We start from the raw sequence: 14,765 nt of genomic DNA, 5'->3' as shown, positions 1-14,765 counted from the left end.
GCCCAGCGTCACAGTTCTTTACTCTTGAATTATGGTGAGGCTAACCTACATTAAGAACCACAAGACAACTTCGGCCGATTGGAGTGCACGGTGACCATCACCTTGACCACCCAGCATGCGGATGTTCGTGAATTCGAACTCCGGTCGAACGCATTGAGCCGCACCAGCGTTCGCCTACGAGCACTCAACCCTGACTATCCGCGCGTCTACGCGGTTGCCGCCATGGCGGGCGAAGGTAAACGGCGTTGGTGGCAACTGAGCGACGGCCTGTGCGGGGATCGGGTGCATCAGATGTTCGCCCGTTCACTTCAAGATCTCGACAGCGCCGAAGCTGCGGCGATCCAGGTTGCCACGTCACTTATTCACGCCGTGGTCGGCAGGGTGGCCGCGTCGATCGTCTCCGAGGGGTCCGCATGGGACCCGGGGCTCGAGAACCTGTTCATCCACATGGACAGCGACGGCGGGATCGACTGGGCCGGCGTGGTCGACGAAACGCTGCGCGTTGCGCCCAACGGACGGGAGTCCGGCAGTGACGGCGTCGTCGACATGCCGTGTGAAGAAGCGCTCCTTGTCTGGACCGCGCACCGTTGCCTGACTTCACTCCGAGCCATTTATGACGCCGTCGCCAGGTGTGCGCCCGTCGACCAGTTCAGATTCTGGGGCCTGGTAGGGGAGTCGATCCTGGGTGCAGCGGCCTACGTCCCCATCTTGGCCGGTGAGGGCGAATCGGCCGCTCAGCGTCGAGGGCAAGGACTGCTGGACGCCTTTGTCGCCGCCGGGCTGCCGGTTCGTGCGCGCCGCAAGGTCTCGCTACGCCCTCGTTGGAACCAGTTCGACGAAGGGCTTGCTAAATTAGGTCAGCCTTGCCTATGATTGTGGAACACCTCGCAGAGAGCTACACGACGCGAGAGTGACGAAACTGCCGGACCGCGCCGGAGTCCTGAGGGCTGCAGAGACTCCCGGTCCTTCCCACGGCGGGTTTCCCATCGAATGATGGGAAACCCGCCGGTTCTTTTTCCAGACCTGATTCCAAGCTCGAGTTACCTCTCGTGTAATCAGGTAGGGAGTGGCAGCCACACCGGCGCCAGAGAATCACAGATGGAGATGGCATGGTCGACACTGCTGAGACCGCAGAGATGATGAAACGGCTCGGGACGGGCTTCGACGCCACCATCGGCCTGGAATACACCGAACTGAGCCCAGACCGTGTGAAGGCGCAATGGACGGTCAAGCCCACGCTGCACCAGCCCGCCGGGATACAGCACGGGGGTGTGTACTGCTCGGTGGTGGAGTCTCTCGCCAGCGTCGGCGGCACCGTGTGGCTGGGCGACCGAGGACACGTAGTCGGAGTCAACAACAACACCGACTTCCTGCGCGCAACGCGGGAGGGCACTCTCACCGCTGAAGCCACTCCGATTCATCGCGGACGCACCCAGCAACTCTGGGAAGTTCGCATCACCGACGAGAACGGCCGACTCGTTTCCAAGGGACAGGTTCGCCTCGCGAACATCACCGAGGTGGCGAAGATCGGAAACTGACCACGCGGCAGTCGATCAAATAACGAAGGGCGGCTGTGGAGTTCAACTCCACAGCCGCCCTTCGCTATTCGCCCAGGTACTGATCGATCAGCCGGCGGCCTTCTGCTGCTTGCCGGCAGCCTTCTTGGCTTCGCCATTCGAAGTGCTGCCGGACTCCGTCGCTTCCTTGTTCTTCTTCTCCAACTCGCCCATCGCGTTTCGCGCGAAGACCTGCTGCTCGGTGGACGCCATCTGAGCACGGCCACGCCCGAAGAACGTCACTGCCCACGACAAGAGCGTCGAGGCGCGTGAACGGAATCCGACGAGGTACAGGAGGTGAATTGCCAACCAGGCAACCCACCCGATGAAGCCGCTGATCTCGAGCTTGCCCACCTTGGCTACCGCGCTGAAGCGCGAGATCGTCGCCATACTGCCCTTGTCGAAGTACTTGAACGGAACTCGTTCCGACGGGGACTTTCCATCCAGTGACGCTTTGATCTGTTTGGCCGCATACTTGCCGCCCTGCATGGCGACCTGAGCCAGTCCTGGAAGCTTGTCGAGCGACATCATGTCGCCGATGACAAAGACGTTGGGGTGTCCGGGAAGCGACAGGTCAGGATTGACCATCACTCGGCCGGCGCGGTCGGTTTCTCCGCCGCTTTGCTCTGCAAGCTGCTTGCCGAGGGGGCTGGCCTGCACGCCGGCGGACCAGACCTTGCACTGCGACTCGATGCGGCGAAGAGTGCCGTCCTTTTCCTTGATGATCAGACCGTCGTTGTCGACGTCGGTGACCATTGCGTCGAGCTGGATCTCGACGCCGAGCTTCTCGAGCGTCTCGGCAGCCTTGCGGCTGAGCTTCCCGCCATACACGGGCAACACGGCAGGGGCGCCGTCGAGGAGCACGACGCGCGCTTCACGAGGATCGATCTTGCGGAAGGCGCCGTCCAGCGTTCGACGGGAAAGCTCGGCGATCTGCCCGGCCAACTCCACCCCGGTGGGGCCGGCGCCGACCACGACGAAGGTGAGCAAGCGCGCGCGCTCGGCGGGATCGTCCGACAGTTCGGCCTGTTCGAAGGCCCCGAGGATTCGTCCGCGCAGTTCGAGGGCGTCGTCGATCGTTTTCATTCCGGGGGCGAACTCCGCGAACTGATCGTTGCCGAAGTACGACTGACCGGCACCTGCTGCCACGATCAGACTGTCGAACGGCGTAACCGTGACGCGTTCGAGCAGACGCGAGGTCACGGTCTGATTCTCGAGATCAATGGTCTCGACCTCACCGAGCAACACCTGGGCGTTCTTCTGCTTGCGCAGCACCAGTCTCGTGGCGGGAGCGATGTCACCGACCGAGAGGATGCCGGTCGCAACCTGATAGAGGAGCGGCTGAAACAGATGGTGGGTTGTACGCGCGATCATCGTGATGTCGGCATCGGCTTTTTTGAGAGCCTGAGTGCCGAACAATCCTCCGAAGCCGGAACCGATCACCACTACGCGGTGGCGGTGCGGTTCAACCGACTGGATGCTCATTCCGTACTCCTCGAGTTCTAGGCGACAGTCCTACGGTAGTCCCACCGCGGCCGAGCTTCTCTGCGAGCAGTCCGACGCGCGCCGGTGTGTCCGAATCGATCAAGCAGCCTCCGGCGGCGATCACCCCGAGACGCGTGTGATCGTCGCGCCGGGGGTGTTCACCACTTTGTCGAGGTGTCAACTACTGGCGGACCGACAAAATGAACAGTGCGATGCACCCGCCGACGAAAACCAGGATCGACAGAGCCACCGAGGCATACCCGACACCCACTCCAATTGCTGCCCAGTCCATGTGCCCAACCTCTCTTACGGTGCGATCCGGGATTCAGATCACATCTGCCTGAAGACATCACACCCTATTTGTCCCCACTTCCGAAACCCGGCACGCCCAACCATTGACATGCAAGCAAATGCTTGCATATCGTGAAGTTGTGAACGACCGGATGAATGCAGCCTTCAAAGCACTTGCCGATCCCACGCGAAGACTTCTGCTGGACCGCCTGTTCGTAGCCAACGGGCAGTCGCTCGGTGAGCTGTGCGAGAGCCTCGAGATGAGTCGCCAAGCTGTCACGCAACACCTCACGGCGCTCGAGGATGCAAATCTGATCAGCACGGTACGGCAGGGGAGAACGAAACTTCACTATCTCAATCCCGTTGCGCTCGAGGAGATTCGAGAGCGATGGATCAACAAGTTCGAGGTACCGCGCCTGCATGCGCTCAGTGCCGTCAAGAAACTCGCGGAGGAAGCCATGACCGACAAGCCCAGTTTTGTATATGTCACCTACATCGCCAGTACGGCCGAGAACGTCTGGAAAGCACTCACGGACGCGGGGGCCACTGCAGAGTATTGGGGACACAGCAACGTCTCCGACTGGCAGCCGGGATCGACGTGGGAGCACCGCCGGATCGACGGTTCGAACATCGCGGATGTAGTCGGCACCGTAGTCGAAAGCAGCCCACCGTCGAGGTTGGTCACCACCTGGGCTGATCCGAACGGTGAACCGGGCGTCGATATCTCGCGGGTGAGTTTCGACATCGAAGCCTTCGGCGCGATCGTGCGATTGACCGTCAAGCACACCGATTTAGCGGACGAATCGGCTCGCATGGAGGTAGCGGGCGGATGGTCGGCGGTGCTGTCGAATCTGAAGTCCTACCTCGAGACCGGAAATACTCTTCCGGTGGCGCCGTGGGAGATGCCGGTTGGTTGACGGTTGTCGACCGGGACAAACGAGTCCCCTGAACAGGAGGAGATCGCCGTACTTCTGTCCGAACAGTCGGCGCAGTCCGGACTCAAATTCGCATACCCGTCAAATATCGGCGCGTTCAGTCTGTAAAGTTGCCGGAAGGATGCTAGCGTTTTGCCCGACATCGAGTGAGGACGACCTCGTCTCGGACGCATGGGAGAAACGCTATGGGCGGCGACGCTTTTCAGAATGTTCCGGTTGATCGACGCAAGTTCGTCAAGACAGTTCTAGCGGCCTCGGCGGTAACTGTTCCGGTCGTGACGTCGATCAGCCTCGGTGGTGCGGCACCGGCCTTCGCGGCCGGTGACACGCCGAACCTCTCCGGAGCTCCTACTCGAGGCCAGCAGAATCCGAATCAACCAGGAGGCGAGCAACCAGGCGGGAATCAGCCCGGTGGTAATACTCCGGGAGGGAACCAGCCGGGCGGAAACGAGCCGGGCAACCCCGGATCGTCGGGAAGTTCGGGATCGTCGGGAAGTTCGGGTAGTTCCGGGAGTTCGGGATCGTCTGGAAGTTCCACAGGTTCCGGATCAACCGGTAGCTCGTCAGGTTCGGGTGGAACGACGACCGCCAAGCCCACCGGGCCGACGGAGCCGACAGAGCCGACCGTCCCAACTGTCCCAACTGTGCCGACCACTCGCACCGAGCCGACGTTCCCAACCAGCCCGACCAAGCCGACAGATCCCACGGAACCTGCGTAACCGACGTAATCGATACAACGCCACGGGTTCCCAGGGAGCACACCGATGCCCGAGTTCGACGACGCCCTGCACCGCGCTCTGAAGAGGCTTCAGAGCGCGGTGCCAGTACAGGTGAAAGAAACTCCGCCGCACGGAGAATCTGCCGACCTCACCATTGCAATCGCGACCTACGACGATTTCGACGGCGCATACTTCACGATCCACTCGATCCTGGTCCATCATCGCGAGATTCTGGACAGAGTCGAATTCGTCTTGTTGGACAACAACCCCGAGGGGTTGCCGGCGCCGATGCTCGAATCGTTTGCCGGTTACATCGATCGGTTCCGCTACATCCCGTTCACCGACGTTCGATCGACTGCGGTGCGGGACGTCCTGTTCCGCAAGGCCACCGGAAAGTATGTCCTGGTCCTCGACTCCCACGTGATCCTGGCACCGGGATCGTTGTCGGCGTTGCTGGCGTATTTCGATGCAAATCCGGAAACTGACGATCTGATCCAGGGACCGATGCTCTCCCAGGATTCCTCGCACATCGCGGCCACCCACATGGACCCCAAGTGGCGCAACGGAATGTTCGGCTCCTGGGGAGTTGATCCGCGAGCGAAGCAACACCCGGACGTGCCTTTCGAGATCATCATGCAGGGCCTCGGCTCATTTGCCTGCAGGCGTGAGGCATGGCCGGGATTGAACTCGCACTTCACCGGATTCGGCGGTGAGGAGGGATACATCCACGAGAAGTTCCGGATCAACGGCGGAAAGGTCGTCTGCCTTCCGACATTTGGTTGGCACCATCGATTCGAGCGCCCGGCGGGTGTCCCGTATCGAATAAATTGGGAAGATCGCGTTCACAATTACCTGCTCGGTTGGAGTGAGGTCGGATGGGATCTCGACTCACTCCATCGTCAGTTCTCCAGGTACCTCGGTGATTCGTATCCCGAGATTCGTCGCCGTGCCGAACTGAGCGTCCAGCGACCCGAGTTGGTCTTCGGCGGGGTGATCGTTCTCAGCGACGACGGCCGAGTAGCTCCGTGGCGTTCATGCCTGGCGGAGGCCGAGTCGATCGAACTGACCGTTCACCGTGCCATTCCGGCGGAGGACGACGGTCCGGATGGGTGGAGGACGGCCTCAGCGTTCGTCGCCGGACTCGACAAGGCGATTCTGCTGGGCTGGAAGTCGGTGGTCTTCCTGGACGAGGCTCGCGTGATCGAACCCGCGGTTATGTACAAGCTGCGGAACATAACAGACGACCTCCCCGCCGAAGCCGATGCGGCCGTCATCCACGCACACGGCGAAGACCTGGTCGGGGCTGCACTGATTGTTCGCGCCGCGGCATACCGAACCTTGCGAGACGAACTCTCTCGGAGCATGGACGGACCCGTGCGGTCCGACTTTTCACTGGCGACCTATCTGCTCGAGCGGGGCGCAGTCGACGTTGTGCTCGATCGCCCACTGTCGCCTGCCCGAGTAGGGGGAGAACCCACCCCGGCTGTCGAGGATTCGAAGTCGGACCTCGGTGTTGTCGTCGTGAATCTTGACCTCGATATCGACAGATGGAAGGCGTCCTGGCATCGATTCATTCGCTTGCCGCGCGTAACAGCGGTGGAGAGAGAATCAGCTTTCGAGGACGTGATGAATCAGGAAGCGGCCTTTGCCGTCTCATGGCGTCGCGCGGTTTCTCGGGCGACCGAGAAGAGCTGGGATTCGGTCCTCATTGCAGCTGACGACGTGAGTTTGCTGGATGCGGCTGCGTCGATCCTGGACCACGCACGTGAAGACCTCGATCACCGCGATTGGGATGTCGTCCAACTCGGACACGACGCGAAATCGGCCGACGGAGCGCTGATCGACGGTTCGGCGCTCTTGCGCACCAGTCCGGAGAACCGTGGAGTTCACGCCGTCCTCGTTCATTCGCGCGCCTTCGAACGAATTCTGGACGCGATTGCGGATCCGGAGGTAGACCCCGAAGCATTCGAAAAATGGGCGGGCCACTACCAAACTTTGGGCAACTACCTGGTGGATGCGAACGCCGGGGGAGCGCTCACGTGTCTGACGCTCGCACCCGGCATCGCCTCCACACGCAGCCTGATTCGTTCGGGCGCAATCGAATCCGAATACTCACGACGCTTCTCGCTCTGACACCACCCCAAACGCAAATAGCTCAACACGAATATCGGACTGGTTGGAACAAGGAGATATCTTGACGGAACTACTCGAAGACGCGAGGCCTCAGCGCTCACAGACGGTGGAGAGCAATGATCTCACCGACGGTGTCGTGCTGTACGACAGTTCCAGCGAGGTTGCCCATCACCTCAACCCCGTCGCGACTTTGGTGTGGGAACTGTGTGACGGCCGGACCGTCAGTGACATCGTCCAGGCGGTGTCGGAGGTACTCGAGATCCCTGACCATGACGCGGAGTCGGTGGTCAGCGAGACCTATGGACAGCTGAGCGCCTCGCGTCTGCTGGTGTGAGAATCCCGTGACAGGCAGCCACGTACCACAATTCCGAACGCACTACCTATGGGTTGATGCGATCGTGCGCGGCCCTGCCATACCCGAACTCGGTGTCATCGAGCATCGAATTGCCAGCCCCTGGCCTGCGGACCACAACATCGAAGTTCGGATTCAGCGGAATCGATCGACGTTCGGTCGCTGGGACGCCACCATCGACTCGACCATCGGAGGCAGAAAGGAACCGCTGATCGGTCTCGACGGACTCCACCTCGCGGAGAACGTTTACCGCACTGTGCACCGGGATGTCATGACGGCCGCAGATACCGAACTGTGGACACGCCTGCATGCCGCTCTGGTCGACTGCAACGGTGTGAGAGTGGCGATCGCCGGGCACTCCGGGGCGGGTAAAACCACCTTGGCGCTTGCCCTTGCCTTACGGGGTGCACAACTGCGAGCTGACGAAGGGGTCTTCATTCGCGGTACCGAAGCGGTGGGCTTGCCGCGCCGGGTCCACCTGAAAGCCGGTACGTTCGACGTTCTCCCGGACATCAAGGCGCACGATTCGCTGTATCTCCCGTATACCCCTTCGGTGTGGGCACTGGACCCGTCGACATTGCCCGCTACTCCCAACGTCGATTCGGCGGTTCGCGGAATCGATCTGGTGCTGATTCTCGATAAATGGGACGGGGGTCCTACTCGTGTCGCGCCGATGCCCGCACCCCAGGCGATACAGTCGCTGGCCGAGCAATCCGCTCTGTGGTCCGACAATCACGGACTGACCCTGAGAAACATCGCTGCCCTGCTCTCGAATGCCCCGTGCTACAGAATGATCCGGCACCACGGCGACACCGGCGCCGACACCGTGGAGGAACTGGTGGCGTCATGCGTGACACCCGGTACCTGATTTCCATGTTGGAACCCGAGCGCGGGGCCGACGTCATCCGTTCGTGTTCGCAGCAAGATTGGCCGCGAGTCATCGACGCCGCTGCCAGGCACAAGGTGCTGCCGCTGCTGGCCGCCCGCGCAGTCGATGCCGGCTTCGCATCGGTCCTGCCGGCGAGTTTCGCCGATATGCTGTCGGAATCCGCAGCTAGCGCGTCGAGTCCGGAATTGACGCTGAGCCTTGTCCATCACCGAAACGCGCTTCGTATCGCGGACCTCGATGCGCAGCGCGTAGAACTGCAAGAGTTGTTACACAGCAGCGGATTTCCGACTGTCGCGCTGAAAGGTGCTGCCCTTCTCGAGCGAAGAATCTGGCCGAACCCGGCGGCACGACGGATGACGGACATCGACCTCTTGGTCGTAGATCCCGCACACGCCGTTCCAGCCAACGACGCGATCATCGACTTCGGCTATCGAATGGTTCGCCCGGACGAGGTGGCAGGGGATTCCATCGATCACGACGATCATCAGGAACCAGCGCTCCTTCGCGACGACCGTCACGGCTCCGTCGAAATCCATTCACACTTGCTTCCGCGGTTCGCCCGTCACGCGTTGACCCGCGAGTCCGTGGTCCGAGGACTCAGCGCGGAGACCGAAGGATCCAGGCTTGCCCTTTCCGATGTCACGCTTCATGTCATCGCTCACGCGCGGCTTGCCGATCGGGCCTTGATTCGCGCCGATCTGGCGTTGAACAGCGTCTTCGACGTGGGGTACCTGTTCGACTCCGAGCCGTCACTCCCGGCGATGCTCGCGCGACGCCGATTGCCGCGCGATGTCCGTCGCGCGGTGAACGTCCACTGGGCTGCGGTGGAATCGATCTTCGGAGTGAATACCGGGGTGACGACTACGTCGGCGCGTTGGTGGTGGCAATGCACGCTGTGGTTGGCCGATCGCCCACGTCTGCACTCGCTCTACCGCGATCTGGTCATGGTGCCGCTCTTTCTCGACCGTGATCGGCTTTCCATCCGGGACGGGCGCGACCTACGTGGATGGGACTTGGCACGCTCACGCGTATCCCACTTCGTCCGTCGTGCGAGGGCTGCCGTCGAAGATGCCGGGGGAGCAGCGTGAAAGTACTGATCACCGGCGGAGCGGGATTCATCGGAAGCACCGTGGCGTCGAAGTGCGTCGACGCCGGGATCGATGTCGTGATTCTCGACAACCTGCTGACCGGCCGTGCCGAATTTGCGCACAGATTCCCGTTCTACTGCGGCGACATCGCGGACGAGAAACTGCTCGACAGGATATTCGCAGATCATCCCGATATCGTTGCCACAGTTCACTGTGCGGCCTTGATCGTGGTCGGAGATTCCGTGAGTAGCCCGGCGCGGTACTACGAGAACAACGTATCCAAGTCACTGACACTGGTATCGAGTGTCCTTCGGAACGGCTGTGAGCGCTTCTTGTTCAGTTCCTCTGCTGCGGTGTACGCGCCGAGCGACGGTGGGTGTGTCGACGAACATTGGCGGATCGCACCGCAGAGTCCCTACGCGCACAGCAAGGCTCAGTTCGAAACGATGCTTGACGACATCGTGGCAGCCACAGGATTATCGGCAATATCTCTACGCTACTTCAACCCTGTCGGGGCAGATCCGGAATTGCGAAGCGGACCAGCGTCGGCGCGCCCGACCCACGCACTCGGAAAGCTGTTCGAATCATATTCGACAGGAACGCCTTTCAGGGTTACGGGGACGGATTGGCCGACGCGCGACGGATCGGGAGTGCGTGACTACGTTCATGTCTGGGACCTTGCAGACGCTCATGTTCGAGCACTCGAAAGGTTCGACCGGGTCACCGCTGATTCATCACGCATGACTGTGGTCAACTTGGGCAGCGGGCGGGGGACGACGGTGTGGGAATTGGTACACACATTCGAGAACGTGCTCGGCGAAGACGTCGACGTGGTCGCTGCCGACCGACGCACCGGTGACACTGCCGGTGCCTATGCGTCGAACGATCGTGCGTTACGACTACTCGGGTGGGTTCCGACGTTCACCCTGGAACAGGGGATCGAGGACACTGCACGGTGGCTGGCCGTACGGGCGCACCGGCTGAATTCTGCGCCGCTGAGCGTCAGCTTGGTGGCTCGCCCTCGACGGTGATGTTGTTGCTTCGTAGCCAGAATGTGGCGTCCGGATCCCACCCGGCGAGCACGGTGGCCCCCGAGTTGGCCGACAACGGGATCGCGATGCCTGGCGTGGTCAGATAAGCCATCAAGGTCAAGTGGACGGCGTCGTAATCTGCGGCCACCGAAACCAGTCCGGAATGAACCAGTCACGGTATTCACCGGTCGTGTCGTACCAAACGAAGCGACGTGAAGCGGGCACTGGCAGGGGATAGGTATCGACCAGATTCGCCCAGTCCTGCGGACCGGTGATCTCGTAGATGCGGGGCGCGCCGTAGATCCTTACCGGCTGCACCCGCGCCTCGTTCGAGGAGCTGTCTTCTTCGAGAAACACCCCGAGGGCCCCGATACCGTCGCGGGCCCTGGTTGTTTCGGTTGTGCCGTTGGCAAAAGGGGTAGACCACCATTCGCCTCCGATGTTACCGTCCGGATCTTCGATCTGGTATTCCAGAAACCGGCGTTCGGTATCGAGTGCCTCATCGCGCCACTGTTCGAGGCCGTCCTTCGTGGGGTAAATCCGCAGGGGTAGGCCCGACCAGCCGTAAATGGGGTTTCGCTTTTCAACCAGATTCTGGTTCAGGCGGTCGATCGGCTCGGTCCACCATGCGGTGTGTGGCGAGTCGAGTAGTGCTCCGGCAATCGGTCGCAGCGCCGCTGCGACATCCGGCCGGACGAAGATCAGGTCTTCTTCGTCCGGCGGCTCCCAGTAGCGTGCGCAATCTACGGCATACGCAAGACAGTGCAGAATCTCGAGTTCGGACATCTCGGCGATTGCCCGGATATCAACAGCGCCGAGAACTTCGAGCGCATGTTCCGGCGATTGAGGCCAGTGTCCACCGGAGTTGCTTGCGCTGGCGCGGCACGCGTGCCCGACGTTCGCACAGAAGCGACGGCCACGTGGTGAACCGAGGACGAGTGCAACGGAATCCATGTGGGTAAAGCTAGCGGACAGGCTGACGGGGGACGTTCGAATAACCATTACTTGACATAATGTAGATTATCGGCAAATTGTCGACCTGGCGATATCGGCTCATGATCCGTTTCCTGCGTCGTTGATCCGTAGATGTATCTGTCGACCATTCGCGTGCTTCCGCCCTGAACCGCTGGACGCATTGCGTCAGCTGATCATCTTGGCGTGCCCGTCGTCGGACAATCAATCGTCGATCGCCGTCCGACCCCGGCCGGCCACCGAGCAACCCTGCCGCTCAGGTGTTCAGGCCGCGCGGCAGGCCGCCTGACGCGGGTTGATGTTGATGGATGAGTCTCGCCCACTCCCAGCCACCCGTCCCCAATTCGTCACTGTGACGTATTGGGGACGACAGGCTGCGAGCGGGTGCAGTTCCATTGTCATCGCCACGGACTACTATCGCCGCATGTGTTTTATTTCGACCGGTCGCTTCGAATGATCAGTGGCCGCGATGAGTGACACACCCAAGGCCGTGCACCGCTGGCTTGCAGTGCCAGACCAGTTCGACCGATTCACGCGATTCTTGCGCGACAACGGAATTCTGATGCCGACTCGGATAGGCATCGGCATATTGGTTTTCCTCCTGGGAGTCACGATTCTGCTGAAGCGACTGGGCACCCATTCGGTACAGACCATCGGATTTCCGTTGGACGTCGTCATCGCAGTGCTCGTGATGATCGGCGGAACAGCGCTGCCGTTCACCGCGACGACCCGGGAACGGTCGTACCTTTTTGTCATCGCGGGCGACCTCGCTGTCGCGGTGATCGTGCTGGCGGAGGCCAATCCGGATCAAAGGCTGCTGGGGTGCCTCGTCTTCGGACTCGTCGGCTCGTATATAGCGTTCTTTCACAATCTTCGAGCGCAGCTGTGGCACCTGCTGTTTTCCGGGGCGGTCATCGTTATCGCCAGCATTGGCGTGTTCACCGATGTACCTTCCGGCCTCTCAGACGTCCTGGGACGCATTGCCTTTGCCATCCCTGTCATCACCGTCATACCGGTGGTCACGCAGATTGCTCTGGCGCTCCTGAGCAACGACGCTCAAAGCTCCGAACTCGATCCGTTGACGGACCTGCTGAATCGGCGCGGACTCTCACGCCGGACTTCCGAACTCCTGCAAGCGAAATCCAGCCTCGACCAGTCCTTGCTGGTGGTGGTGATCGACATCGACAATTTCAAACACTTCAACGACACCTACGGTCACGACGTCGGCGACCGCGTCATCCTGCGCACGGCGTATCGACTCCACGACTGGGCCAGATCGGACGCAGCGATCGCTCGTATCGGCGGTGACGAGTTCGTCGTCGTTCAGATCATGCCGTTGCCGTACGTCGGCGACTTGCTCGCACGGATCGCCCCCATCATGAACTCCCCTACGGGCGAACCACTCTCGACGACAAGCATCGGCATAGCCATACACAACGGCGGCTGGCCAGACGTGCAAGCAGCAGAAAGTGGCGTTCACGATCTACATCGCCTAGCCGATTCGGCGATGTACGAAAGCAAGAGGATGGGTGGAAATCACGTCCACTCCATCGTTCTCACCGATCAACAGCCACAACAGTCAGGCGGTCGGTCAGTCGTCTGATTCTTCGATCAGATGCATCGCGGCTTCCTCCGCCGACGCTGCGCCGCCGTCGATTCCGACGTCTCCGGCAATGAGTTCGCTTTCCTCGTCCTCGTATCGGCCCTCGTCTTCGGCAACGAGACGCCCGACGCGGCGATTTCCGACTTCGTCACCGTTCGGGAATTCTTCTTCCCGTTCGAATTCGTCGGCATCTGCCGGATCCTTCAGGGGATCTCCCAGTGACGCGTACGGATCAGGTTCTTCCTCGGCCAGGCGCTCGTCGAGGGTCTCCCCCGCCGATTCTTCACTGCCGGTCAACCCGTGGGCGTCCAGGCCCAATGGGCGTTCCGGTGGTGAGATTCCCTCGTCGAGAATGTCGTCCACGCCTCGATCGATCAGGGTGTCTTCGGGTTGAAGCTGGTCGTCGGGATCGAGACTGTAATCGCCATTGCCGGCCGCGCCGGTGTCATCCGTGTCGCTCATACGATCAACGATGCCACGGGCACACCGAGTTGGCCATGTGCCGCGCCTGCTCGATACATCACTCCGGAGACATTCAGCACGAACGCGGGGCCGGCACTCCGTCGAACCGGTCCTGCAGGTACTCGAACGCGGTGGGCAGACCGAGGACCGCAGTGGTGAGGTGGTCCGGGCTGGGGAACAGCTGAGATTGAACCGTGGCTCCGGCGGCGCAGTACCGAGAAATCGTGTTGACCACCGAATCGATGGGGATAAGGACGTCGTCGGGCGTGTGCCATTCGAATACCGGGGCAGTCGGCACACCCGGATAAAGCTCGACGCTGTTGTCGTCCATAACCTTTCGCACTTCGGGGCTGGACAACAGGGAAGTCGACGTCGACACCTGGGAAGCGCTGCGTCCTGCGCCAACTCTCAGGATGTCGTTGGTGCACGCGTTGGTGAGTTCGGTCCGCATCGACCGACCGAGGTCGTTGAGTTGATTACTCAGCGGAAGAAGATCGGGGTACTCGCGTTCGAGGCCCATTGCTGCGGCGAACGCGAGGCCGAATGCCGGGTGCGGATCCTGTCCGAGGCCGTTGGCCATCTTGGACAGATTCATCGGAACGCCGCCCTCGGCTACACCGACGAGGTTGACCTCGGGTGCGTAGGTCGGGGCCAGTGCGGCCGCCCAGGCGGTGGCCATTCCGCCGCCGGAGTAACCGGCCATACCGACTGGGCTGGCGGCACTACGCAATTCGGGGATTTTCTGAACGGCGCGGATACCGTCGAGCGTGATCTGTCCTCCCAGGCGTGCGGCGCCGTAGGCGCTGTTGGGTCCGAGATGGTCGGGAAGGGCAATGGTCCATCCACGTTGAAGCGCGACGTTGAGGATGGGCGCTTCACGGATGACGATGTTGGGATCCGATGCGTAAAGCGCGCGAGATGGCGCACATCCCGTTCCGAGTGCGTTGACGATGTGCTGATAGGAGAGCAACGGGCCGTCTTGCGCTTGATTCGGCGGGACCAGGATCGTGCTGACCGCGGCGATCGGCTTGTTCTCGGAGTTCGTGGACCTGTAACTGACCTGCCAGATCGCGACGCCGGGAAAGGTCATCAGGTCAGGGGCCCGGCGCACGGAGATCGGCGTGCCGGCGGTCCCCTCGGCCGCTGCTTGCGAATAGAACGGGTCCGGGTCAGGCGCCGGATATGCGGGATCTGCTTGTGCAGTCCACCCGGAGAGAAGTGCGGCAGTCAGTGCAGCAGCAGTCAGCAT

15 protein-coding genes are annotated in these 14,765 nt (G+C 61.4%); 9 read left to right on the top strand and 6 right to left on the bottom strand.

From position 1 onward, the window contains the following. Positions 1-90 precede the first annotated feature (90 nt). Positions 91-873: a hypothetical protein gene (locus CPI83_RS14520; RefSeq protein ID WP_097387362.1), complete on the top strand. Its 783-nt coding sequence runs from the start codon at positions 91-93 to the stop codon at positions 871-873. A gap of 236 nt (positions 874-1,109) precedes the next feature. Continuing rightward, the gene (locus tag CPI83_RS14515) at positions 1,110-1,538 is read left to right on the top strand and encodes a PaaI family thioesterase (RefSeq protein WP_046378556.1); all 429 of its coding nucleotides are present in this window, start codon (positions 1,110-1,112) and stop codon (positions 1,536-1,538) included. Between the two features lie 87 nt (positions 1,539-1,625). Here the strand turns inward: CPI83_RS14515 and CPI83_RS14510 are convergent, their stop codons facing one another. Further along, complete coding sequence (locus tag CPI83_RS14510; protein WP_019748456.1) at positions 1,626-3,041, bottom strand: NAD(P)/FAD-dependent oxidoreductase; 1,416 nt, start codon at positions 3,039-3,041, stop codon at positions 1,626-1,628. A 410-nt stretch (positions 3,042-3,451) separates the two neighbouring features. On the opposite strand from CPI83_RS14510, the gene CPI83_RS14505 reads away from it, so the two are divergent. Next, on the top strand, positions 3,452-4,249 hold the full coding sequence (locus CPI83_RS14505) for a metalloregulator ArsR/SmtB family transcription factor (protein WP_021333468.1): 798 nt from the start codon (positions 3,452-3,454) through the stop codon (positions 4,247-4,249). 421 nt (positions 4,250-4,670) lie between these two features. On the opposite strand, the gene CPI83_RS14500 is transcribed toward CPI83_RS14505, so the two are convergent. Next, positions 4,671-4,973 (bottom strand): hypothetical protein, encoded by a 303-nt coding sequence (locus CPI83_RS14500; protein WP_029255360.1) that lies wholly within the window; start codon positions 4,971-4,973, stop codon positions 4,671-4,673. A 58-nt stretch (positions 4,974-5,031) separates the two neighbouring features. Between CPI83_RS14500 and CPI83_RS14495 the strand changes: the two genes are divergently transcribed. The 5 genes from CPI83_RS14495 (at position 5,032) to galE (ending at position 10,479) form a co-directional block, all read left to right on the top strand. Further along, positions 5,032-7,119 carry a glycosyltransferase gene (locus CPI83_RS14495; RefSeq protein ID WP_019748461.1) on the top strand — a complete coding sequence of 696 codons (2,088 nt, stop codon included), beginning with the start codon at positions 5,032-5,034 and terminating at the stop codon, positions 7,117-7,119. A 61-nt stretch (positions 7,120-7,180) separates the two neighbouring features. Beyond that, positions 7,181-7,453, top strand: coding sequence for a PqqD family protein (locus CPI83_RS14490; RefSeq protein ID WP_020969628.1), 273 nt, complete (start codon positions 7,181-7,183; stop codon positions 7,451-7,453). Between the two features lie 64 nt (positions 7,454-7,517). After that, complete coding sequence (locus tag CPI83_RS14485; protein WP_029255362.1) at positions 7,518-8,339, top strand: hypothetical protein; 822 nt, start codon at positions 7,518-7,520, stop codon at positions 8,337-8,339. Next, entirely contained in the window at positions 8,318-9,448 is a 1,131-nt protein-coding gene (locus tag CPI83_RS14480) for a nucleotidyltransferase family protein (protein WP_097387361.1), read from the top strand. The genes CPI83_RS14485 and CPI83_RS14480 overlap by 22 nt, the downstream gene beginning before the upstream one ends. Continuing rightward, positions 9,445-10,479: a UDP-glucose 4-epimerase GalE gene (gene galE / locus CPI83_RS14475; protein ID WP_019748465.1), complete on the top strand. Its 1,035-nt coding sequence runs from the start codon at positions 9,445-9,447 to the stop codon at positions 10,477-10,479. Before CPI83_RS14480 ends, galE begins: the two co-directional genes overlap by 4 nt. Here galE and CPI83_RS31215 read toward each other — a convergent pair. Both CPI83_RS31215 and CPI83_RS14470 read right to left on the bottom strand, forming a co-directional pair. Next, positions 10,451-10,591: a hypothetical protein gene (locus CPI83_RS31215; protein ID WP_232816750.1), complete on the bottom strand. Its 141-nt coding sequence runs from the start codon at positions 10,589-10,591 to the stop codon at positions 10,451-10,453. The two genes, galE and CPI83_RS31215, sit on opposite strands and share 29 nt — an antisense overlap. A 5-nt stretch (positions 10,592-10,596) precedes the next feature. Beyond that, positions 10,597-11,433: a hypothetical protein gene (locus tag CPI83_RS14470; protein ID WP_232816749.1), complete on the bottom strand. Its 837-nt coding sequence runs from the start codon at positions 11,431-11,433 to the stop codon at positions 10,597-10,599. Between the two features lie 487 nt (positions 11,434-11,920). On the opposite strand from CPI83_RS14470, the gene CPI83_RS14465 reads away from it, so the two are divergent. After that, on the top strand, positions 11,921-13,054 hold the full coding sequence (locus CPI83_RS14465; RefSeq protein WP_020969633.1) for a GGDEF domain-containing protein: 1,134 nt from the start codon (positions 11,921-11,923) through the stop codon (positions 13,052-13,054). On the opposite strand, the gene CPI83_RS14460 is transcribed toward CPI83_RS14465, so the two are convergent. Together CPI83_RS14460 and CPI83_RS14455 are read right to left on the bottom strand one after the other, a co-directional pair. Continuing rightward, positions 13,043-13,516, bottom strand: a complete 474-nt coding sequence (locus tag CPI83_RS14460) for a DUF5709 domain-containing protein (protein ID WP_019748468.1) — start codon at positions 13,514-13,516, stop codon at positions 13,043-13,045. The two genes, CPI83_RS14465 and CPI83_RS14460, sit on opposite strands and share 12 nt — an antisense overlap. 73 nt (positions 13,517-13,589) lie before the next feature. Then, entirely contained in the window at positions 13,590-14,765 is a 1,176-nt protein-coding gene (locus CPI83_RS14455; RefSeq protein ID WP_153213195.1) for a lipase family protein, read from the bottom strand.

This window comes from Rhodococcus sp. H-CA8f, assembly GCF_002501585.1.
GTDB classification, from domain to species: domain Bacteria; phylum Actinomycetota; class Actinomycetes; order Mycobacteriales; family Mycobacteriaceae; genus Rhodococcus_F; species Rhodococcus_F erythropolis.
The sequence above is the reverse complement of the archived record's forward strand: the minus strand, read 5'-3'. Positions and strand labels throughout refer to the sequence as shown.